Origin of the sequence: Pseudarthrobacter raffinosi (genome assembly GCF_023913735.1) — a bacterium.
Classification (GTDB): domain Bacteria; phylum Actinomycetota; class Actinomycetes; order Actinomycetales; family Micrococcaceae; genus Arthrobacter; species Arthrobacter raffinosi.
Genome location: NZ_JAMXBH010000027.1, coordinates 18,170 through 38,556, shown reverse-complemented (window position 1 = coordinate 38,556; position 20,387 = coordinate 18,170). Strand labels below are relative to the sequence as shown.

23 protein-coding genes are annotated in these 20,387 nt (G+C 60.5%); 20 read left to right on the top strand and 3 right to left on the bottom strand.

The window, feature by feature from the left end; all coding sequences use genetic code 11:
- Positions 1 to 134: 134 nt before the first annotated feature.
- Complete coding sequence (gene rpsI / locus NG698_RS19705; RefSeq protein ID WP_056344277.1) at positions 135 to 641, bottom strand: 30S ribosomal protein S9; 507 nt, start codon at positions 639 to 641, stop codon at positions 135 to 137.
- Positions 642 to 679: 38 nt separating this feature from the next.
- Positions 680 to 1,123, bottom strand: coding sequence for a 50S ribosomal protein L13 (rplM, locus tag NG698_RS19700; RefSeq protein WP_058931751.1), 444 nt, complete (start codon positions 1,121 to 1,123; stop codon positions 680 to 682).
- 339 nt (positions 1,124 to 1,462) lie between these two features.
- On the opposite strand from rplM, the gene NG698_RS19695 reads away from it, so the two are divergent.
- The 19 genes from NG698_RS19695 (at position 1,463) to NG698_RS19605 (ending at position 17,641) form a co-directional block, all read left to right on the top strand.
- A complete protein-coding gene (locus NG698_RS19695; RefSeq protein ID WP_252611832.1) occupies positions 1,463 to 2,086 on the top strand; it encodes a prepilin peptidase in 624 nt (207 codons plus the stop codon).
- Between the two features lie 275 nt (positions 2,087 to 2,361).
- A complete protein-coding gene (locus NG698_RS19690) occupies positions 2,362 to 2,565 on the top strand; it encodes a Flp family type IVb pilin (RefSeq protein ID WP_252598373.1) in 204 nt (67 codons plus the stop codon).
- A 102-nt stretch (positions 2,566 to 2,667) separates the two neighbouring features.
- Positions 2,668 to 2,871 (top strand): Flp family type IVb pilin, encoded by a 204-nt coding sequence (locus NG698_RS19685; protein ID WP_252598375.1) that lies wholly within the window; start codon positions 2,668 to 2,670, stop codon positions 2,869 to 2,871.
- Positions 2,872 to 2,966: 95 nt separating this feature from the next.
- Entirely contained in the window at positions 2,967 to 3,314 is a 348-nt protein-coding gene (locus NG698_RS19680) for a TadE/TadG family type IV pilus assembly protein (protein ID WP_252598376.1), read from the top strand.
- Positions 3,302 to 4,381, top strand: coding sequence for a pilus assembly protein TadG-related protein (locus NG698_RS19675; RefSeq protein ID WP_252598377.1), 1,080 nt, complete (start codon positions 3,302 to 3,304; stop codon positions 4,379 to 4,381). The genes NG698_RS19680 and NG698_RS19675 overlap by 13 nt, the downstream gene beginning before the upstream one ends.
- Positions 4,382 to 4,428: 47 nt before the next feature.
- Positions 4,429 to 5,187, top strand: a complete 759-nt coding sequence (gene cpaB / locus NG698_RS19670; protein WP_252598378.1) for a Flp pilus assembly protein CpaB — start codon at positions 4,429 to 4,431, stop codon at positions 5,185 to 5,187.
- Complete coding sequence (locus NG698_RS19665; RefSeq protein ID WP_252598660.1) at positions 5,184 to 6,380, top strand: CpaE/TadZ family protein; 1,197 nt, start codon at positions 5,184 to 5,186, stop codon at positions 6,378 to 6,380. The genes cpaB (NG698_RS19670) and NG698_RS19665 overlap by 4 nt, the downstream gene beginning before the upstream one ends.
- Entirely contained in the window at positions 6,377 to 7,822 is a 1,446-nt protein-coding gene (locus NG698_RS19660) for a TadA family conjugal transfer-associated ATPase (protein WP_252598379.1), read from the top strand. Before NG698_RS19665 ends, NG698_RS19660 begins: the two co-directional genes overlap by 4 nt.
- A complete protein-coding gene (locus NG698_RS19655) occupies positions 7,819 to 8,766 on the top strand; it encodes a type II secretion system F family protein (RefSeq protein ID WP_252611828.1) in 948 nt (315 codons plus the stop codon). The genes NG698_RS19660 and NG698_RS19655 overlap by 4 nt, the downstream gene beginning before the upstream one ends.
- Positions 8,767 to 8,777: 11 nt before the next feature.
- Entirely contained in the window at positions 8,778 to 9,668 is an 891-nt protein-coding gene (locus NG698_RS19650; RefSeq protein WP_252611826.1) for a type II secretion system F family protein, read from the top strand.
- A 281-nt stretch (positions 9,669 to 9,949) separates the two neighbouring features.
- Positions 9,950 to 10,180, top strand: a complete 231-nt coding sequence (locus NG698_RS19645) for a Flp family type IVb pilin (RefSeq protein ID WP_252598382.1) — start codon at positions 9,950 to 9,952, stop codon at positions 10,178 to 10,180.
- 104 nt (positions 10,181 to 10,284) lie between these two features.
- Positions 10,285 to 10,659, top strand: coding sequence for a TadE/TadG family type IV pilus assembly protein (locus NG698_RS19640; protein ID WP_252598383.1), 375 nt, complete (start codon positions 10,285 to 10,287; stop codon positions 10,657 to 10,659).
- Positions 10,647 to 11,678 carry a pilus assembly protein TadG-related protein gene (locus NG698_RS19635; RefSeq protein ID WP_252611824.1) on the top strand — a complete coding sequence of 344 codons (1,032 nt, stop codon included), beginning with the start codon at positions 10,647 to 10,649 and terminating at the stop codon, positions 11,676 to 11,678. The genes NG698_RS19640 and NG698_RS19635 overlap by 13 nt, the downstream gene beginning before the upstream one ends.
- A gap of 43 nt (positions 11,679 to 11,721) precedes the next feature.
- On the top strand, positions 11,722 to 12,492 hold the full coding sequence (gene cpaB, locus NG698_RS19630; RefSeq protein ID WP_252598385.1) for a Flp pilus assembly protein CpaB: 771 nt from the start codon (positions 11,722 to 11,724) through the stop codon (positions 12,490 to 12,492).
- Complete coding sequence (locus tag NG698_RS19625) at positions 12,489 to 13,694, top strand: CpaE/TadZ family protein (RefSeq protein WP_252598386.1); 1,206 nt, start codon at positions 12,489 to 12,491, stop codon at positions 13,692 to 13,694. The genes cpaB (NG698_RS19630) and NG698_RS19625 overlap by 4 nt, the downstream gene beginning before the upstream one ends.
- A complete protein-coding gene (locus NG698_RS19620; protein ID WP_252598387.1) occupies positions 13,691 to 15,262 on the top strand; it encodes a TadA family conjugal transfer-associated ATPase in 1,572 nt (523 codons plus the stop codon). The genes NG698_RS19625 and NG698_RS19620 overlap by 4 nt, the downstream gene beginning before the upstream one ends.
- Positions 15,259 to 16,191: a type II secretion system F family protein gene (locus NG698_RS19615; protein ID WP_252611822.1), complete on the top strand. Its 933-nt coding sequence runs from the start codon at positions 15,259 to 15,261 to the stop codon at positions 16,189 to 16,191. Before NG698_RS19620 ends, NG698_RS19615 begins: the two co-directional genes overlap by 4 nt.
- A gap of 8 nt (positions 16,192 to 16,199) precedes the next feature.
- Entirely contained in the window at positions 16,200 to 17,084 is an 885-nt protein-coding gene (locus tag NG698_RS19610; protein ID WP_252611819.1) for a type II secretion system F family protein, read from the top strand.
- Between the two features lie 92 nt (positions 17,085 to 17,176).
- Positions 17,177 to 17,641 carry an Hpt domain-containing protein gene (locus tag NG698_RS19605; RefSeq protein ID WP_252598391.1) on the top strand — a complete coding sequence of 155 codons (465 nt, stop codon included), beginning with the start codon at positions 17,177 to 17,179 and terminating at the stop codon, positions 17,639 to 17,641.
- A gap of 4 nt (positions 17,642 to 17,645) precedes the next feature.
- Here the strand turns inward: NG698_RS19605 and NG698_RS19600 are convergent, their stop codons facing one another.
- Positions 17,646 to 18,449 (bottom strand): response regulator transcription factor, encoded by an 804-nt coding sequence (locus NG698_RS19600; protein ID WP_252598393.1) that lies wholly within the window; start codon positions 18,447 to 18,449, stop codon positions 17,646 to 17,648.
- 252 nt (positions 18,450 to 18,701) lie between these two features.
- Between NG698_RS19600 and NG698_RS19595 the strand changes: the two genes are divergently transcribed.
- Positions 18,702 to 20,369, top strand: a complete 1,668-nt coding sequence (locus tag NG698_RS19595; protein ID WP_252611817.1) for a sensor histidine kinase — start codon at positions 18,702 to 18,704, stop codon at positions 20,367 to 20,369.
- Positions 20,370 to 20,387 lie beyond the last annotated feature (18 nt).

Here is a 20,387-nt window from a genome sequence, read left to right as displayed (position 1 = left end):
AAGTCTAGGCGATGCAGGCACAGGGCTTTGAACTGGCTGGTCAACCCGACGCCGGCATCGACATAGATAGCACGCGTGCTTAACGGCAGAAGCCCGCCCCACCAACGGTGGGACGGGCTTCTGTGTAAGCGGGTTTAGCGCTTGGAGTACTGCTGAGCCTTACGGGCCTTCTTGAGACCGGCCTTCTTACGCTCGATGACGCGTGCGTCACGGCGCAGGTAACCGGCCTTCTTCAGGGTGGCGCGGTTGTTCTCGGTGTCGATCTCGTTCAGTGAACGGGCGATGCCGAGGCGCAGGGCACCGGCCTGGCCGGAGATGCCGCCACCGTGGATGCGGGCAATGACGTCGTAGGCGCCATCAAGATCGAGGATCTTGAAGGGCTCGTTGACGTCCTGCTGGTGCAGCTTGTTCGGGAAGTAGTTGTCCAGCGCACGGCCGTTGATGGTCCACTTGCCGGTGCCGGGGACGATGCGCACGCGGGCAACAGCTTCCTTGCGGCGGCCAACTGCGGCGCCGGCAACGGTCAGTGCCGGGCGTTCCTTCTTCGGCGCTTCTGCTTCTGCAGGACCGCTCTCCGAGGTGTAGCTGGTCGGGTTTTCCTCAGCCACAACGGCCTCGGTGGTCTCTTCGTTCTGAGCCACGATTCTCCTTGTATAGATAAGTTGTTTGGTGGCCAGGACTACTGGGCGACCTGGGAAATTTCGAACGTCTTGGGCTGCTGGGCGGCGTGGGGGTGCTCTGCACCGCGGTACACCTTCAGCTTGCCCAGCTGCTGTGCAGCGAGGGAGTTCTTGGGGAGCATGCCCTTGATGGCCTTCTCAACGGCGCGGACCGGGTTGGACTCCAGGAGTTCCGCGTAGTTGACAGAGGTCAGGCCGCCCGGGTAGCCGGAGTGGCGGTATGCGCGCTTCTGCTCGAGCTTGGCGCCGGTCAGGGCTACCTTCTCTGCGTTGATGATGATGACGAAGTCGCCCATGTCCATGTGGGACGCAAAGGTGGCCTTGTGCTTGCCGCGCAGCAGGATTGCGGTCTGGCTCGCGAGGCGACCAAGGACAACGTCTGTGGCGTCAATGACGTGCCACTGGCGGTTGATATCGCCGGGCTTCGGGGTGTACGTACGCACGGTTTTTGCCTCGTTCTTGTTCTGGCGTTCTTGTTTAGGTGCCACTCAAGCGTGTGCACCTACTATCTATGCGCTACCGGAACAGAGGTGAGGGCTCCATGTAACCAGTCATCCTGAAGTCCCGAATGTGCTCGTTGAGTAGTTATCCTGCAACCGGATTCTCAAGCGGGCACGCATCATCGAGAAAGGACACGCACAACGACTACCAATGTTAGCTTGAACCGGGCCTCAGGGTCAAAATGAGGTAGCCGGACGCTCAGCCTTCAATCCGCCGGCCCGACGTAAGCAGGGGATGCAGTGACTTCTTGGGGCGACGCTGGCTCAGCCGGACCACTGTTCGTGGCCAGCATCGGCCTCGTAGGACTCATACTTTCACCGCTAGCCGAACTGCTTATTGCCAGACTTCTCCCCCGCGTCGGCCCGATGCCTGGCATGCGGGCAAGGATCACGACGGCGGCCATCACCGCCGCCCTTTGCGCCGCCTTCGCGTTCCAGTTCGGCGTCGACCCAGAATTGCCGGCATTCCTACTCCTCGCCGTTCTTGGCGTGCAGCTGGCGAGAATTGACGTCTCGCTCCATTTGCTGCCGAACCCTTTGGTTCTTGCCCTATTAGCAGGTGGGCTTTTGTGCCTCTTAGCGGTCACGTTTGGTGGGCAACCGTGGCCTGACCTCCTGCGCGGACTGGCCGGCGCCGCAATTCTCTTCGTCACCTACCTGATTCTGGCGTTAATTTCGCCGGCGGGCCTGGGAATGGGCGACGTCAAGCTTGCCGCTCCCGTGGGCCTCTACTTGGGATACCTAGGTTGGACACAGCTTCTTTATGGTGGCCTGTTGGGGTTTGTACTGAACGGCGTTGTTACCTTGCTTGCAGTACGCAGGAACCGTGCTGAACGGCCTTCAGAGGTGGCCCACGGGCCCTCCATGCTCGCCGCGACTGCGGGTGTCGCGCTCTTTATGCTCTAGCCCAGAGCCGCTGTCACACGCCAGTTCTCCGGGCTTTACCCGGGGAAACCAAGTAGTGGTTCTCTCCTTTCCCCTCCTATCTGAGTACTCAGGCGATCGCTCCGAGTACTCACTCAAAACGCCTTTCAGAAAGTCGAGTACAACTACGCATTGTTGCGTTGGAATGTGGATGACAATCTCTTCTTAGCGAAGTCCAGCCGCTAAGGAACTATGGGGGCAGCTGGAAATTCGTTGAAAGTATCCAAATCAATTTCATCGAATTAAGGAAAATAAAAATGACTTCTCTTATGGTCTCTATGATGGCCTTTGTCGCCGGCGTAAAGAATCGTCTCTCGTCCGAAAAGGGCGCAACCGCAGTGGAGTACGGCCTGATGGTTGCCCTCATCGCCGTGGTTATCATCACCGCCGTCGCCCTTGTTGGCACCAACCTGGATCTGATCTTCGACAAGGTCGGCGCCAAGCTCGCTCCCGTCGCGTAATTATCCACCGTATGGTCCTGGAGCGGGGACGGTTTAGTTCGAGCATTTGCTCCACTACGACCGTCCCCGCTTTTAGGTTACCGCCATCTGCAAGGAGGGGTTGTGCAAGGCCTGAAATCCAATGTGAACATCATCGTGCAGCGGTTGAATCACGGTTTTCGTTCTGTGCAGTCACTGCAGAAAGGCGCCACAGCAGTGGAGTACGCGCTTCTGGTCGGCTTTATTGCCACCGTCATAGTTGTCTCCGTCGGATTTCTCGGCAAACAGCTAATCCCGGGTTTCCAAAATGTGCTGGCCGGCCTGTGATGGCTGTCAATACTAGGGCCGCACTACGCTCCGGATCCCTTAGTGAAAAAGGTGCGGTCGCCGTCGAATTCGCCCTGATTCTCCCAATCTTTCTGATGCTTGTATTCGGAATCGTCGAGTTCGGCAGGGCTTTTAACATCCAGGTCTCGCTGTCCGAAGCAGCCCGCGAAACAGCCAGGTATACGGCGATTCACTCCTCGAAGGCAGGCTTCTCTGCAGCCGACGCCAAGGCAGTAGGAGTCAGCGCCGCGCCTTCAGTGGCATTGGGGCCCTCAGACATTCAGATTGCCTACTCCGGCGGATCGGCCTGTGCGGCCGGCGAAACCGTTGTCGTCACCATCAAAGTGGTGACTCCCTACCTGACCGGCCTGCCGGGCCTCATCCCAGGGCTGCCGGCCAACCTCGACATTTCAAGCAAAGGCGTAATGCGATGTGGCGGATAGATCACGACGAACGCGAGCGCGGAGTCATCGCTCCATTGAGCGCCGTCCTCATGGTGGTGTTGATTGGGATGGCGGCGTTTGCCGTCGACGTGGCAACTATGTATTCCGAACATGCCCAGCTCCAGAACGGCGCGGACTCCGCCGCCCTGTCAATTGCGCAGGCGTGTGCCGCCACCCCACCAACCGCGGCCTCAATTGCCGCCTGCGCAGCACCCAAAGAGGACGCGGCTCCACTTGCCAAGGGCAACGCCATCGACGGTTCGAGCCACGTACTGAAGGCCACCGTGACTGGCGCAACAGTGGATGTCACCACACAAACTGAGAATGGCGCTGGCGACAAGCACTTCTCGCTTGCGTTTGCCCGGGTCCTGGGCATCGATACAGCGGACATAGTTGCCTCCGCGCAGGCACAGTTTGGTGGCATTGCGGCGGCAGACGTTGTCCCCCTGACATTCTCCCAATGCGAGGCAGACCCCACATTTGTCGAGGGCCTGCAATTCTTCCCAACCCATGGTTCCTCGATTTCAGAGAGCCCTCCGTACAACTGCACGCATCAGTCATCCTCTGGACACGAGCTTCCGGGCGGCTTCGGCTGGCTCCAGGACCCGAACGCTAACTGCAGCTTGCGTGTCGACGTGAACAATCCCTGGGTAGAAGCAAGGCCAGGGAACAGCCCCGACGGTTCCTGCGTGACCATGCTCAACGGATGGGGTGCGCGTCTTGACACCGGAAAAACGGTGGAGATCCTGATCCCGATCTTCGACACGGCATGTCCTGACAAGGGTGGTACGGGTGTCGATCCCTGCGCTGACTCGCCATATGGAAAATCCTTCCGCGTCGAGGCCTTTGCACAGATTTCGCTTCGCGGTTGGAACCTATCGGGCAGTAACACTCTGCCGTGGTACTACATGACGCCGGATGCAAAAGTCCTGGAGAAGGATCTCAAGCTCAAAGGCAGCGATCGCGGCATCTTCGGCGAGTTTATCCGAAAGGTAACTCTGACCGAAGCAGCCACCCTAGGTGGGCCCATAACGTACGACGCACTCGGCGTCCAACTGACCAAGTAGCTAGCCGCAGAAATCCTTCATTTCTAACAACTAAGGAGAAAGACAAAGTGAAAACTCGCCTACTGGGAGGCATCGTCGCACTCGTGCTGGCATTAGTTGGCACGCTGCTACTGGTCTCATATGTTCAAGGATCCGAGGCCAGGGCCCAAGAGGACCTAAAGCCCGTCGAAGTGCTAGTCATCCAAGAACAGATCCCGCAGGGTTCTGATCTTGAGGAAATCAAAGCTGCAGTCAAACTCACCTCGCTACCTTCAGCTTCGGTCCCCAATGGGGCATTGAAAAGCCTGGAGGGGCTGAACGGCAAGGTAGCCGCCGTGGAACTCCTGCCCGGAGAACCGCTGCTCGGTGTCCGCCTCGCCGATCCAAGCAGCCTATCCGCGCCGGGCTCCGTACCCGTTCCAGAGGGGATGCAGGAAGTCTCGGTTCAGCTGGAGGCAGAGCGGGCGGTTGGGGGGCGTATCGCCGCCGGCGATACGGTAGGCATCGTAGTCCTGTTCGACAAGGGCGCCTTGAAGGATTCGCCGGAGCTCGAGTCTGGCCAGCAGGTCTTTCATAAGGTTCTGGTGACGAGCGTACAGCGCCCGTTGTCTGAGGCGCCTGCTGAGCCGAAGGCGACCGATGCGGCCGAACAGTCCAATACGGCGTTGCCAACCGGACAGATGATCGTAACATTTGCCCGCAACGACGCTGACTCGGCCAAGATCGCATTTGGGGCCCACTTTGGGACCTTGTGGCTCACCAAGGAACCTTCAACTGCCACAGAGGGCGCACCGGTAGTGGTCAAGAAGCCGGAGCTGTACCGATGAGCCGCTACGTACTGATCACGTCAGATCAGGATTTTGAAAAGCGCGTAAGGCAGGCGGCCTCCGGATTGCACGGCACCTTCCATCCAATCACAGCAGACTACCTTCCGCCTGGTCCCGACGATTTGCTCCAGGTGCTAAGTGGCGACCCGGTGGAAGTTATCTTGCTTGGGCCCGGCTTGCCAATGGATGACTCCATCCGGCTGGCCAGTCTCTTCGACCTTCAATATCCGGAAATCAGCGTAGTGCTGGTGACCGAAAGTGAAGACGAGATTGCGCTTCCCGCCATGCGGGCCGGCATCAGGGATTTGCTACACCCCGGTTCGAATGCTGACACCATTCGAAAGCTGCTGGAGCGGGCAAGTCTGGCAGCCGCCGGCCGCCGCCGTGGATTGGGCAACTCCGTCGAAGGACAGCCAAGGAGCGGCCGGATTATCGCGGTCATGTCTCCCAAAGGCGGTGTCGGCAAGACAACCATTACAACGAACCTTGCCGTCGGATTGGGCAAGGAAGCTCCAATGGGCGTTGTGGTGGTTGACCTCGATCTCCAGTTCGGCGACGTTGCTTCCGGGCTGATGCTGGATCCCGAGCGGACATTGGCTGATGCGGTGGTTGGGGCAGCAGTCCAGGACAGCGTGGTGCTGAAGTCTTATCTGACGCTTCACCCATCGGGCATCTACGCCCTTTGCGCCCCGTTCCGGCCCGCTGATGCCGACCAGATAACCGGCGAACAAGTGGGAAGGCTGCTGAGCCAACTGGCCAACGAGTTCCAATATGTCGTTGTTGATTCAGCCCCGGGACTCGGTGAACATGTTCTGGCCACGCTGGATCAGGCCACAGACGCAGTGTGGGTCTGTGGCATGGATATTCCGAGCATCCGGGGGCTCCGCACCGGATTCAGCATCCTCACCGAACTCGACCTCGTGCCTCCGAATCGACACGTCGTTCTCAACTTTGCGGACCGGCGGTCAGGCCTGACGTTGCAGGACGTTGAGGCCACCATCGGCTGTCCTGTAGATGTTGTCCTCCAGCGATCGCGGGCCGTGCCGTTTTCCACAAACAAAGGCGTTCCGCTGCTGCAAGAAGGCACCAGGGACCCCGTGACCAAAGGGCTGCGCCAGCTTGTAGAACGGTTCAGCGCCACCTGGGAGTCACGCCCCCACAAGAAACTTCACAGAAGGGCAGTAGTCCAATGAACCTCAGCAAGCGTCTGGAGTCCCTCCGGGGCGTCGACACCGAAACCGCCAAGCAGCCCGTAGCTACGAGCGGCCCTTGGGCCGGTGGCGCAGGATCGCAAGTCGAGCCCCAGGGAATCACCAGCGAGCCGAGGAGCCGCGGCGCGGATGCCAACGAGGCCTTGAACGCGATAAAAGATCGCGCAAGTGCGGCCCTCTACGAGCGGATGGGCAGCCGGATCACTGATTCGTCCCTGGACGAGTCAGAGCTCCAAAGTTATGTCAAGGATGAGCTTCGGGCCATCATTGACGAAGATGAGATTCCGCTCTCGGCGCCCGAACGGCACCGTCTCGTTCAGGAAATCATCGACGATGTCCTGGGGCTCGGCCCGCTTCAGAAGCTCCTGAACGATGCTGCGGTTACAGAAGTCATGGTGAATGGACCCGACAAAGTGTACGTGGAGCGGGGAGGCAGGCTGTTCCTCGCCGATGCACGGTTCAGCTCCGAGGAGCACCTGCGCCGGATCATCGAACGCATCGTGACCAAAGTGGGACGGCGCATCGACGAATCCTCTCCGATGGTCGACGCCAGGCTCTCAGATGGCTCGCGTGTGAACGCGATCATCGCGCCGCTTGCCGTCAGCGGATCATCGCTAACGATTCGAAAGTTCGGGCAGGTGCCATTGACCGTCGACAATCTGATTTCATTCGGTACTCTGTCACCGGAGATGGCGGAACTGTTGAATGCCTGCGTCCACGCCCGACTAAACATCATCGTCTCCGGCGGTACGGGCACGGGAAAGACCACTCTACTGAATGTCTTGTCATCCTTCCTCCCAGCCGATGAACGCATCGTCACCATCGAGGACGCCGTGGAACTCCAACTACAACAGGAACACGTGGTCCGGCTTGAAAGCCGGCCACGCAACATTGAAGGCAAGGGAGAGATCTCCATCAGGGACCTGGTTCGGAATTCGCTTCGTATGAGGCCCGACCGGATCGTTATCGGCGAAGTGCGCGGCGGTGAATCACTCGACATGTTGCAGGCGATGAACACAGGCCATGATGGTTCAATATCCACGGTGCACGCCAATTCGCCCCGGGATGCCATTGCGCGGCTTGAAACCTTGGTGCTAATGGCCGGGATGGACTTGCCGCTGAGGGCCATTCGCGAACAGATTGCCTCCGCGGTCAACTTGATCGTTCACATCTCCCGGCTTCGGGATGGCACCCGCCGCGTCACCCATGTGACAGAGGTTCAGGGGATGGAAGGGGACATAGTCACTCTCCAAGATGCATTCACTTTCGACTACAGTGCCGGCGTTGACGCCAACGGCAGGTTCCTGGGCCGCCCCATCCCAACCGGCGTCAGGCCTCGATTCGTTGACCATTTTGCCGAACTGGGCATCCCCCTGTCACCGGCCGTCTTCGGAAGCATGCCCACAGGAGGTGGTTACAGGTGAACACAACAGACCCCATCTTCTTCACGGTCGGCGTTGCCTTGTGCTTTGTTTCCCTCGCGATCCTGCTGCTTTCCACGCTTGGGACAGGCAAGTCCGGCATCGCACTGTCCCGACGACGACCGGGCGTCATCGATGAGCCGTCCCTCCTGACCCGCGCGGCGGAGTCTGCCGTCTCCTTCGTGGACCGAAATGTCAGCAAAAACGCCCGCTTCGGCACCCGGGAATCGCTTGAGCAGGCCGGTTTGCGTCTGCGGCAGGCGGATTTCATCCTGCTGGTGTGCTGTGTCGGGGTCACGACTGGCGTTGTCGGGTTCATCTTGGGAGGCATCTTCATCGGGTTGCTCTTTGTTGTGCTCACACCGTTCAGCGCGATGCTATTCCTCAGGATCATGACCAACCGCCGTCGGGCAAAGTTTGACGCGCAACTCGGGGACACCATACAGATGCTGGCAGGGGGATTGCGGGCGGGCCATAGCCTTTTGCGTTCAGTTGATGCCGTCTCCCAGGAGGCAGATTCACCCACCTCCGAGGAATTTGCCAGGCTAGTCAATGAGACACGATTGGGACGCGACCTAAGGGACTCGATGCTGGACGCTGCCCGACGGCTGAAGAGCGAGGATTTCGACTGGATAGGCCAAGCCATCGAAATTCACCGAGAGGTGGGTGGCAACTTGGCAGAGGTACTCGACCAAGTAGGTGAAACTATCCGGGAGCGCTCCGAGATCAAAGGACAGGTCAAGTCTCTGAGCGCCGAAGGCAAGCTTTCCGCCTACATCCTGGTTGCCCTGCCTGTGGGGATATTTCTCTACCTGAGTATTGCAAATCCCGTATACACAGGGTCGTTCTATACCAGTGTCCTTGGTTGGATCATGATGGGATTTTCGGTGATCCTGCTGGCGCTCGGTTCCTTCTGGCTCAGCCGCGTCGTCAAGATTAAGTTCTAGGGGGTATCGCAATGACTGCAATGGCGTGGCTGATCGTGGGACTAATTGTTGTTCCGTGTTCTGTGATGGTCTGGTCGCTCATATCCATCGACCGAAGTGGTTTGGCTGCCGTTCAAAACAACCTGGGGCGCGGCGGCCGGGTCAAGGACGAAGGCCCCACAGCGACTGATACCAGAAGTTTGGCTGGGCTCGGTCTACGAATGACGCCGAAGGGATACACGGGGTGGCTGGACAAACTTCTGTCTAGGGCTGGCCGGCCTGCAAACATGCCCCTCGAGCGCCTACTGATAGCCAAGCCCGCCTTGGCATTCATAGTAGCCATGGTCGGCATCGTGCTCCTTGTGAAGTCTCCGACGGGACCGATCCTGTTGCTCGCGATCGCCTTGACGGCGCTGGCGTACTTCATTCCAGATCTTCTGATCCACAGCCGCGGCGCCAAGCGTCAAAAGGCCATTCAACTGGAGCTGCCCAACACCTTGGACCAGATGCTTATCTCGGTAGAGGCAGGACTCGGATTCGAAACGGCTATGGCGCGAGCAGGCCAGAACGGCAAGGGACCGCTTGCTGAGGAGCTTGTCCGCACGCTTCAGGATTTGCAGGTGGGTCGAAGTCGTAAGGATGCCTATCTGGCCATGGCTGAAAGGGCTGATGTGCCTGACCTGCGGAGCTTCGTCCGCTCTGTGGTGCAGGCAGACGCCTATGGCATAGCACTGGCGAGTGTACTCCGAATCCAGGCGAAGCAAATGCGTGTCAGAAGGCGCCAGCGCGCAGAAGAAAAGGCTATGAAGCTACCTGTGAAGGTTCTTTTCCCGTTGATCTTCTGCATTCTGCCTGTACTGTTCACAGTTATCCTCGGCCCGGCTGTCATCAGCATCGTTGCAATGTTTTCTAAGGGGCTCTAGGGCCGTTAGCTTTGCCGGTCACCCTGCCTCCAGAAACCCGCAACCCAAATACCGGACCCCCTCGGAACCCAGAACCGAGGGGGTCCGTTTGTGTGCTCAGACATTCCTGATTCCAAGGTTCAGCACAGTGCCCGCGAAGGAAAAGCGCAGGATGAGGGCATCTTGGGAAGGCCTAGCACAGGATCCTGCAAGTTCCGGTCAAGACCCGGTCAAGACTTGCTATGTTCCTGTCAGAGCTGGTGCTGGACCAGCCTCCCCAAAACTCGCTCAGGAGTCTCAAAATGCTTTCTCTCTACACGAACCTCGCAGCCCGCCTTCAGCGCAACGAACAAGGCGCCACGGCCGTCGAATACGGCATCATGGTCGGCCTCATCGCCGTTGTCATCATCGTGGCAGTGTCCCTGCTCGGAACCACACTGCAAGACATGTTTGTCCAGGTGCAGTGCAAAATTGGCGGCGGCGTCTTTACTCCCGGCGTCGGGGCTGCCTCAGGCACCTGCGTCCAGTCATAGCCCGCAGACGTATTCGACACATCAACCACCAGTAAAGTGGCGGCGGCGGTCAGGCCGCCGCCACTCTGCGGTCACGCACCATTGGCCTGAACGAAAGGCAGCACATGTCCAGGGCCTCCGAGCGCGGTGCCGTTGCCGTCGAGTTCGCCATCCTGGCACCCGTCCTTGTCATGATCCTGCTGGGCACCATGGAATTTGGCCGTGCCTACAACGCTCAAATCTCCCTGACCAATGCCGCCCGAGAGGGCGTGCGGGTCATGGCAGTTTCCAACAACCAGACCTCAGCCCGGACAGCGGCCAAGAACGCTGCCGTTTCTCTCAACCCAGGCATTGCTGACGCAAACATCATATTCAGCACAGCCAACTGCACCGCCACCGCGCAGATGACTGTGACCGTCAATTACACGCTCAGCACATTGACCGGAATCGCCGGTCCGTTCACCATGAAGGGCAAGGGGGTAATGCTGTGCGGCGGCTGAACGTGGAGCAGGAAAGGGAACGCGGCGGCATCAGCGTTATTGTGGCTCTTCTCATGGTGGTGCTCTTGGGATTCACGGCCATTGCCGTGGACGTCGGGATGCTCTATTCCGAGAAGGCACAGCTCCAGAATGGCGCCGACGCCGCGGCCCTGCTCGTGGCCCAGAAATGCGCTACTAGCAATGCCGACCCAAACTGCGCCGCTACTTCTACCCTCGCTGCCTCCGTTCTGAGCGGTAACGCCCTAGATGGCAGAAGCAATATTAAGTCCCTTGGGCTGGATTTACCGAACCGGACGGTCAGCGTGACGGCGGGAGCCCAGGAACAGGGCAAGGATCCAAACCGGGTAACGCTCCTCTTCGCAAACGCCTTGGGAATCGCCAGTGCGGAGGTCATAGCGAGCGCCACCGTCCGCTGGGGCAGTCCGCTGGAAGGAACCACCCCCTTCCCCTTGGCTTTTTCGGTGTGCCAGGTTGCGGGGATGGTGGGTGGTGCAAGCCAACTGCTCCAGAACCACAGCTCAAATGCAAACACCGATTGTGGTCCGATGGGTTCGGCAGGAAGCACCGTGCCCGGCGGCTTCGGGTGGATTGTTCAAGATCCGGGCAGCTGCGGCGGCAGCGTCAACCTGGCGATCCTTGAAAGTGGGAGCGACACAGGCAATGACGGTCCCTCGAACTGCGACGCCATCCTCAACAAATGGGCCGCCGAACTCACTGCAGGACGCGACATCACAGTTCTTCTTCCGGTGTACGCAGCAGTGACGGGCACCGGCTCCGGCGCCTCGTATGTCCTCACTTCGTTCGCGGCCTTCAATGTCAAGGGCTGGAAGTTCAGTGGCGGATCTGACCTCCCCCTTGTCTTCCACAACGAGGCAGCCCACGTAGGAAGCACCATGGCCTGCACAGGAAACTGCCGAGGAATTATCGGAAGCTTCGTCAAATACGTGTCACTGTCTGACGGTTACGTGCTCGGTCCCGTCAGTCCCTACGGCGCCACCGTCGTCGAATTCACCAGTTAGCCGCCATGAATAACCTTGGCCCGGAATACTACAGGAGCAGTCAGTGAAGTCACGCTTGTTGGCAGGAGTCGCGGCAGTGGTGCTGGCTATCATCGGCGCTGTGCTGATGTTCACCTACGCCCAAGGAGCCGACCAGCGCGCGGTGCAAGAGTTGGAGCCCGTCGGCGTGCTGGTGGTAAAACAGGCAATCCCTGCCGGCACTCCGGTGGAGGCCTTCAAGGCCTCCATCGCCACAGAGCAGCTTCCCGGTGCATCGGTTGCAAAAACATCGCTGACCACCCTCGACAGTGAAGCCGGGAAAGTAGCGGCAGTGGACCTCGTGCCTGGTGAACAGTTGGTGGCCGAGCGCCTGGTCGCACCGGAAGACCTCAAGACATCCGGATCGGTTAACGTGCCTGCCGGCCTCCAGGAGGTGTCATTCCAGTTGGAACCCCAGCGCGTCGTCGGCGGGCGGCTTGCTCCGGGCGACCACGTAGGCGTGTTTATCTCTATGAAGCAAGGTGGGCTGGAAGCGAAGACAGATAAGGAAACAACCCAGCTGTCCGTCCACAAGGCACTCGTGACAGCAGTCCAACGGGCACCCGAAGCAGCTGCCGCGAAACCGGCACCCTCTGAGAGCGCAGAACCGGCAACAGATCCCCGTGATTCAACCCTTCCCACAGGATCGCTGATGCTCACGGTGGCCGTGAACGACGTCGACGCCGCCAAGATCATTTTCGCCTCAGAGTTTGCCAGCATCTGGCTAACCCGTGAACCGCTCGATGCCCAGGACAACGGTCCGCGGGTCATGCAGCGGCCGGAGGTATACAAGTGAGCCGCTTTGTCCTGGTGACTCCCGACGTCAATTTTGACGGCCGCCTGCGCCAGGCTGTGGCAGGGGGCCTCCAGGGAGGCGTCCAGACCTTCTTCACGAGTGTCTTGCCCGCGGATCCGCATGAGCTGTTCGCCCAACTGGATCAGGAATTTCCCGAGGTACTCATCCTTGGCCCTGAGGTTCCCGTTGATGACGCGCTCCGCCTGTCGACGGTATTGGCCGTTGGCTTTCCCGAGTTGAGCGTCGTCCTCGTTAATGAACCGGATCCGTCGTTCATCCTGCAGGCCATGCGCGCCGGCATCCGGGACATCCTTAGCCCCGCGTCGGACCCAGCCCAGATCCGGGTACTGCTGGAGCGTGCCTGCCAGTCCTTCGCCAGCCGCCACAGGTCCCAGGACCCAAAACAGCCCGGGGCTCCTGGCACTCCCAAGGGCCTGGTGATCGGTGTGTTTTCGCCCAAAGGCGGGGTCGGTAAAACGACCATTGCTACCAACATCGCCATTGGCCTGGGGAAGATCGCGCCCATGAGCGTAGTGATTGTGGATCTTGACCTGCAGTTTGGCGACGTCGCCTCAGGGCTTTATCTCAATCCCCAGCACACTGTGACGGACGCGGTCTCACCGGCCGCAGCCCAGGATTCCCTGGTCCTGAAAGCGTTTCTTACTGTCCATCCTGGGAGCATCTACGCCTTGTGTGCTCCGCCGAGCCCGGTTGAGGCTGACGAAATCGCCCCGGAACAGATCAGCCGGCTGCTTGAACAGCTGGCTGAGGAGTTTCAATACGTCGTGGTGGATACAGCGCCCGGCCTCCCGGAGATCGGCCTGGCAGCCATGGAACGTTGCACCGACGTGGTGTGGGTCAGCGGCATGGACATCCCCAGTGTCCGTGGACTGCGATCCGGACTTGACGTCCTCCGCCAGCTCAACATCCTCCCGGAGACCCGCCACGTGGTCCTCAATATGGCCGACACTAAAGCAGGGCTGACAGTGCAGGACGTTGAGTCCACCATCGGGGCGCCTGTGGACGTGAATATCCCCCGTTCACGAGCTATCGCGCTTTCCACCAATCGGGGCATCCCTGTCCTTCAGGAGACGGTGAAAGATCCGGCCACCAAGGGGCTGCGGCAACTGGTGGACAGATTCAATCCGGCCTGGCGGGCCCAGGCCCAACGGAAGCTGCATCGAAGGGTGGTCGTCCAATGAAACTTTCAGAGCGTATCCAAGCTGCGCAGGTCAAGGGTCAGCCCCAGCAGTCCGCCGTCGCCCTGGCCCCTGCCCGGCAGGCCAAAGCCGCTCCGGAGACACCCTCAGCGCGCATCCGAGCTGGCGAATCCAAGCGGGCGGAGGTCAAGCGGCCTGAAGCTAAAACCGCGACTGGCGGCCTGCCCACCCTCCGCCCGACGCCCGCGAACGACGGCGAAAGCTTCTCCGACCACCTTGAGCCGCCCAAAGCGAAAACCCAACAACCCGTTGACGTCTTTGCCGCTCTCAAGGAACGCGCTGCCACCGCCCTGTTCGAGCGCATGGGAACCCGCTTCAATGATTCGGCGGTCACCGAACATGAGCTCAGGACCACAGCCCGCGAAGAGCTGACTAGGATCATCGATACGGAACAGGTCCCGTTGTCAGCCGACGAGCGAACGCGGCTTGTTCGCGACGTCGCAGACGACGTCCTGGGGTACGGACCGCTTCAGCGGCTGCTTGACGATCCCGAAGTCACCGAGATCATGGTGAACCGCATGGACCAGATATATGTGGAACGTAAGGGCCAGCTGACGCTGACGGAATCACGCTTCAGTTCCGAAGCCCATCTCCGGAAAGTGATTGAACGCATCGTGTCCAAGGTGGGGCGTCGCATTGACGAGTCTTCACCCCTAGTTGATGCCCGCCTCGAGGATGGCTCACGTGTCAACGCGGTGATCCCGCCCCTGGCGGTCGGCGGGTCCTCCCTCACCATTCGTAAGTTCAGCAAAGTGCCCCTGACGGTTCGGAACCTCATCGATTTCGGGACGCTCACCCCGGAAATGGCGGAGCTGCTGAACGCCTGTGTGAAGGCGAAGCTGAACATCATCGTCTCGGGCGGAACGGGGACGGGAAAGACCACCCTGCTGAATGTGCTGTCATCTTTCCTGCCGGCGAACGAACGGATCGTCACCATTGAGGACGCCGTCGAACTCCAGATCCAGCAGGACCACGTGGTGCGCCTGGAAAGCCGGCCGCCTAACACCGAGGGCAAGGGCGAAGTGACGATACGCGAGCTGCTCCGGAACTCGCTCCGTATGCGCCCTGACCGCATTGTTGTGGGTGAGGTACGTGGCGGCGAATCGCTGGATATGCTCCAGGCCATGAATACTGGCCACGACGGTTCCCTGTCCACCGTTCACTCCAACTCGCCCCGCGACGCCGTGGCCCGTTTGGAGACGCTTGTCCTGATGGCAGGCATGGATCTCCCCCTGCGCGCTATCCGGGAGCAAATTGCCTCAGCCGTTAATCTGATTGTGCAAATCTCACGATTGCGCGACGGCACCCGGCGGATTACCCATGTCACCGAAGTCCAGGGCATGGAGGGCGATATCGTCACCCTTCAGGACGCTTTTGTATTTGACTACTCAGCGGGTATGGACGCACACGGCCGCTTCCTTGGCAGTCCGGTTGCCACTGGTATCCGCCCGCGTTTCATCGACCGTTTTGAGGACCTTGGAATCCACGTCTCGCCGGGAGTGTTCGCCACACCGGCGGCTCCTGCAGTTCCCGCTGTGAACCGGCCATGATGCTGACAGCCGGAGCGGTCCTCTTCCTGGCTGCTGCAGTCCTGCTGGGTGTTGCGTTCATCCGCCGGCCCGCTCCTGAGGTCCCCCTCGACAGACGGCGTCCCTATGAACCCGAGCCGGCTTCCCAGCTGACCCGCATCGCTGGTTCGACAGTACGGATTTTTGACAAAGCCCTTGACGGCGGAAGCCTGCGCCTCTTCAGCCGGGACGCGTTGGAGAATGCCGGAGTCCGCATGACGCAGGCTGAGTTCCTCGTTTTGGTGGGGGCCGGAGCCGTGGTGGGGGCCCTGGTGGGGCTGATCGTGCTCGGCCCCATCCTCGCGATCCTCCTGTTCGCCGCGGCACCCTTCATAGGGCATGTTGTCCTCAATTTCCGCGCAGGCAAGCGACGTAACCGCTTCGATCAGCAGCTCGGCGACACCCTGCAGTTGCTGGCTGGAGGCCTCCGTGCGGGCCACAGCATCCTCCGTGCCATCGATGCCGCGGCTGAAGAATCGCAGGCCCCGACGTCGGAAGAAATGCGCCGCGTCATCACGGAGACCAGTTTGGGTCGCGATCTCCTCGCGTCACTGACGGATACTGCCGAGCGGATGAAGAATGAAGACTTCGTCTGGGTAGCCCAAGCCATCCAGATCAACCGGGAAGTGGGTGGCAACCTCGCGGAGGTCCTCGACCAGGTGAATGAAACCATCCGGGAGCGGTCTGAAATCAAAGGCCACATCAAGGCGCTGGCAGCAGAGGGTAAATTCTCCGCGTATATCCTCATCGCGATGCCGTTTGGAATCGTGGTCATGCTCATGGGGGTAAACCCGGGGTACATGAACTCAATGTTCACGCATCCCCTGGGCTGGGGAATGATCGGGCTCTCCGTCATCCTAATGACGATCGGCAGCTTGTGGATGCGCAAAATCATCGATCTGAAGTTTTGAGCTGAATCATGAATGCCTTGGCATTTTCCTCGCTCCTCATGGTGGCCCTGCCGGTTGGTTACCTCACCTGGTCCCTCCTCGCTGTGGACCGAAAGGGCCGCACCGCCACAGTGGAGATCCTCACGCGGGGCAGGCAGGATGCCCAAGCCCCGGAAAAAAACAACAGCGGATTCCTCTCCGGCATCGGCTACCGGCTGACGCCGGCAGCCTATGTCCGCAAACTCGACCGCCTGCTGTCACTCGCAGGCCGGCCCGTCGCCTGGCCGCTGGGCCGCATCCTTGCAGCAAAGCCCGTGCTCGGGCTAATCGGGGCGTTGCTGGGGCTGCTGATCAGCACCAGCAGCCCGGCGCCGCTCATCAAGCTCACGGGTTTGTTTGTACTGTTCCTGGGGTATTTCATTCCCGACCTGATGCTGTACAGCAAAGGCACGGAGCGCCAAAAGCTCATGCAGCTGGAACTGGCGAACACCCTGGACCAGATGCTCATCTCTGTGGAAGCCGGGCTTGGATTCGAGGGAGCAATGGCACGCGCGGGTGCAAACGGCAAGGGACCGCTGGCAGAGGAATTGGTCCGGACTCTGCAGGACATGCAAGTGGGGCGTAGCCGCCGGGAATCCTATCTGGCCCTCGCCGAACGGACCAGCCTCCCGGAGCTCCGCAGCTTCGTCCAGGCCATTGTCCAGGCAGACAAGTACGGCATTGCCATCAGCCGCGTACTGCGGGTCCAGGCGAAGGTGATGCGGGTAAAACGCCGCCAGCGTGCTGAGGAAAAGGCTATGAAGCTTCCGGTGATGATCCTCTTTCCGCTGCTGTTCTTTATTTTTCCCGTGCTCTTTATTGCCATTCTGGGGCCGGCGGTTATCAACGCGGTTGTCACATTCAGCGGGCAATGACGGCAGATACGTCAAGTCAAGGATGACTCAAGGTTTCCACAGGTTCTACTCAAAACGGACTCACAAGTAACTACAGAAAGTAGCCTTGAAGCATGGATAGTCCACGACTCACCTCCAGCAGCGGGGGTGTCCCTGCCGAACCGTCGGCTGCGGGGGCTGCTGCGGGCGTGGGCGCTGGCCTGCCGATGATGGGCGAAGAGCCAGCGCGCTGGGTCGAACCGGACATCCTGGCAGAGCTGGAAGCAGAACTGGACGGCCCCGAACTTGCCCTTGGATTCGCCCGCGATTACGCGTCTTTGTGGGACCAGCGCTTCAGCCGGCTGGCGGCAGCGGTCCACACCGAGGACCGCCCCATTGCTTTGGACGCCGTCATCAGCCTGCGGATCGCTTCAGCCATGGTGGGCGGGATCCGTTTGTCAGTCCTGGCTCAAGCACTGGAGGATGCCATCCGCCGCAGCGACTTCGTCCAAGGCCAGGCACTGCTGGCAACGCTGGCCGAGCACGGAGTGCGTACAGTCTCAGAACTCCAGACGAACTACATCCTGAAAAACGACTAACCCTTCAGTGACCAGCCCCCGGCCAGCCCTGCAGGTCGGTCCTTGTTGGTGCGAGCCGGTAGCCCACTCCCCGCACAGTCTGAAGCCAGCGCGGTGACTGCGGATCCTCCCGGAGCTTACGGCGAAGGTTGCCGACGTGAACCTCAACAGCCCGTTCGTCGGCCTCACTGATATAGGCATCCGGCTCGTAAAGGTCACCGCGGACTGCTCGCACCAGATCGGACCGCGTACACACCTCCCCCTCGCCGCGGAGCAAAGTGTGCAGGAGGTCGAACTCGCTGCGCGTGAGCCCAAGGTTGACCTCTCCAATCACCACCGTGCGGGTCCGGTAGTTCAGAATGAGCCCGTTGTGCTGGAGAACCCCCGTGTGGGTGAAGCTCGCCGGCGCGGCCGGAGGCTCGGCCCATGTAGCCGCCTGGGGTGGACTGGCGACCTCATGGCGCGGCCTGCGCATCATGGCCGCCACCCTGGCCCGAAGTTCACGCGGCCTGAAGGGCTTCGCAATGTAGTCGTCCGCCCCGGCGTTCAGGGCCGAGAGCAGATCGGGCTCCTCGGTCCGGCCGGTCAGCATTACTACATAGGCATCACTGAAATTCCGGATGCGCCGCAGGACCTCAAAACCGTCAATGTCCGGAAGGCCGATGTCCAGCGTGACCACCTGGGCCTTGTTATGTCGCACCACCTCAACGCCCTCCCGCCCCTCGGCGGCGGTATGGACCTCAAACCCGGCCTGACGGAGGATTCCCTCAAGGAGGTTCCGCACATCGGCGTCGTCCTCGATTACTACTGCTACCCCAAGATCTTCCATGTCTATCCCCGATGCCAGGTGGAAGAGGCCCCCATCAGCCCAGCGCCAATCCCTCATCCACTCCAACTCTCTATACGGTACAAGTATGAACGTCGGATGACACGCCTTCCCGCGTTTAGTTTTGGAAAGTCAATTACCATGACAACACATGCATATCCGGATTCTGAAGATAGACCGCGTCAGCCTTCAGATATTCGGTTGCATCAATTCATTGGGGACGGAATGGGGGCCGTCAGAAAAGGTGGAGATCCTATGCCCATACGTCCCTCGCCCCGGGCGGTGGCGCTCTATTTCAAAAAACTTGGCCCCCGGACCCAGGTTGCTTTGTGCCAGCTTCCGCTGTCGCTCATTGTCACCATCCTCGGCGTGATGACACCCTTCACCTGGCCATCTCTGCTGGTCAGTCCCCTCTACATGGCTGCAATCGCCCTTCATCTCATTCTTTTCGTGGCCTGTTTCCTCACTCCCTGGGAGCGCCTGCACCATAGCTCCTACCTGTTAATTCCGGTTCTTGACCTGCTGGCGATCGCGCTGCTCCGCAACGGAGCCGCGCCCCTTCTGCCGGGCCTGGCAATTCTGGTCGTCTTTCCGGTCATCTGGCTGGCCGCTGCCGGCATCATGGTCCGCACAAGCCTCGTGCTCAGCGCAGTAGGGCCACTGCTGATCATGCTCCCGTCAACGGTTGGAAAACTCCCCAACCTCACGGCAGCGGATATCACTTCACTGATCCTATTCCCACTCATGATGCTCGCCGTCTCGCTCGCAATCCGGTTCGCCAGCGTCAATATGCGCGTCCAGCAGCGCGAGCTGCAGGCCATGGGCGAGGAACTGCGGGAGCTGCTCGCCGCGAGCCGGGAACGCGAGAAACTCCTGATGACCATCCTGGACGCCACCGACGTCGGCATTGTTGCCGTCGATTCGAACGGTGACCAGCTGCTGGCCAACAACATGATGCGCCGGTGGCAGCAGGCTGCAGCACCCGCCGGCGTCGTGCCTGCCGACCACAGCGAACAGCGGGTCTTCGCCCAGGACAAAGTGACTCCACTCCCGCCGGACAAGCGTCCCCTCCAGCGCGCCATCGAGGGTGAATCGTTCGCGGACTATCTCGTCTGGATCGGCGATGTCCCGCAGCAGCGCGCTGTGTCCACAGCCGCCAGGCCCTTAATGGACGACGACGGCCACCTCACCGGGGCGGTGGTGGTCTTCAACGACGTCACGGGCCTGGTCGAGGCCATGGCTGCGAACGAAGAGCTGGTCGCGAATGTCTCCCACGAGTTCAGGTCCCCGCTCAATTCCATCCTGGGCAACATCGACCTGGTCCTCGAGGACAGCGACGGGCTCTCCGCCCTCACGTTCCAACGCCTGGACGTGGTGCAGCGCAACTCCGAACGGCTGCTGGCCCTGGTCTCGGACCTGACGCTCGAGGCGTCCGCCGCCCTGAACGTCCACCCGAAACGCACGGACATTTCCGGCCTCGTCGAGACCAGCATCGGCTCAGCCCAGGCGCACGCGGAGCGGTCAGCGGTAGCCCTCGTGGCCAACGTTCCCTCCCCGCTCTGGGCCTACGCCGACCCGCTGCGGATCGGCCAGGCACTGGACAACCTGGTGTCGAACGCCATCAAGTACTCCCCGGACGGCGGGACAGTGACCATCAGCGCGGCCGGCACCGGGGACTGGGTCAAGCTTGTGGTCCGGGACACCGGGATGGGCATGGCGCCAGAGGATGCGGCCAAGGTTTTTAGCCGGTTCTTCCGCGCCGAGTCGGCCCGGGATGCAGCCATCCCCGGAGCCGGGCTGGGCCTCTCCATCACCAAGACCATTCTGGAACGCCACGGCGGGGCCATCGCCTGCGCCAGCGACTTAGGCGGCGGCAGCACCTTCACAATGACCCTGCCCACCCCTTCATCGATTGCTCCGTAGAAGCCCTTTTCGAGGCCC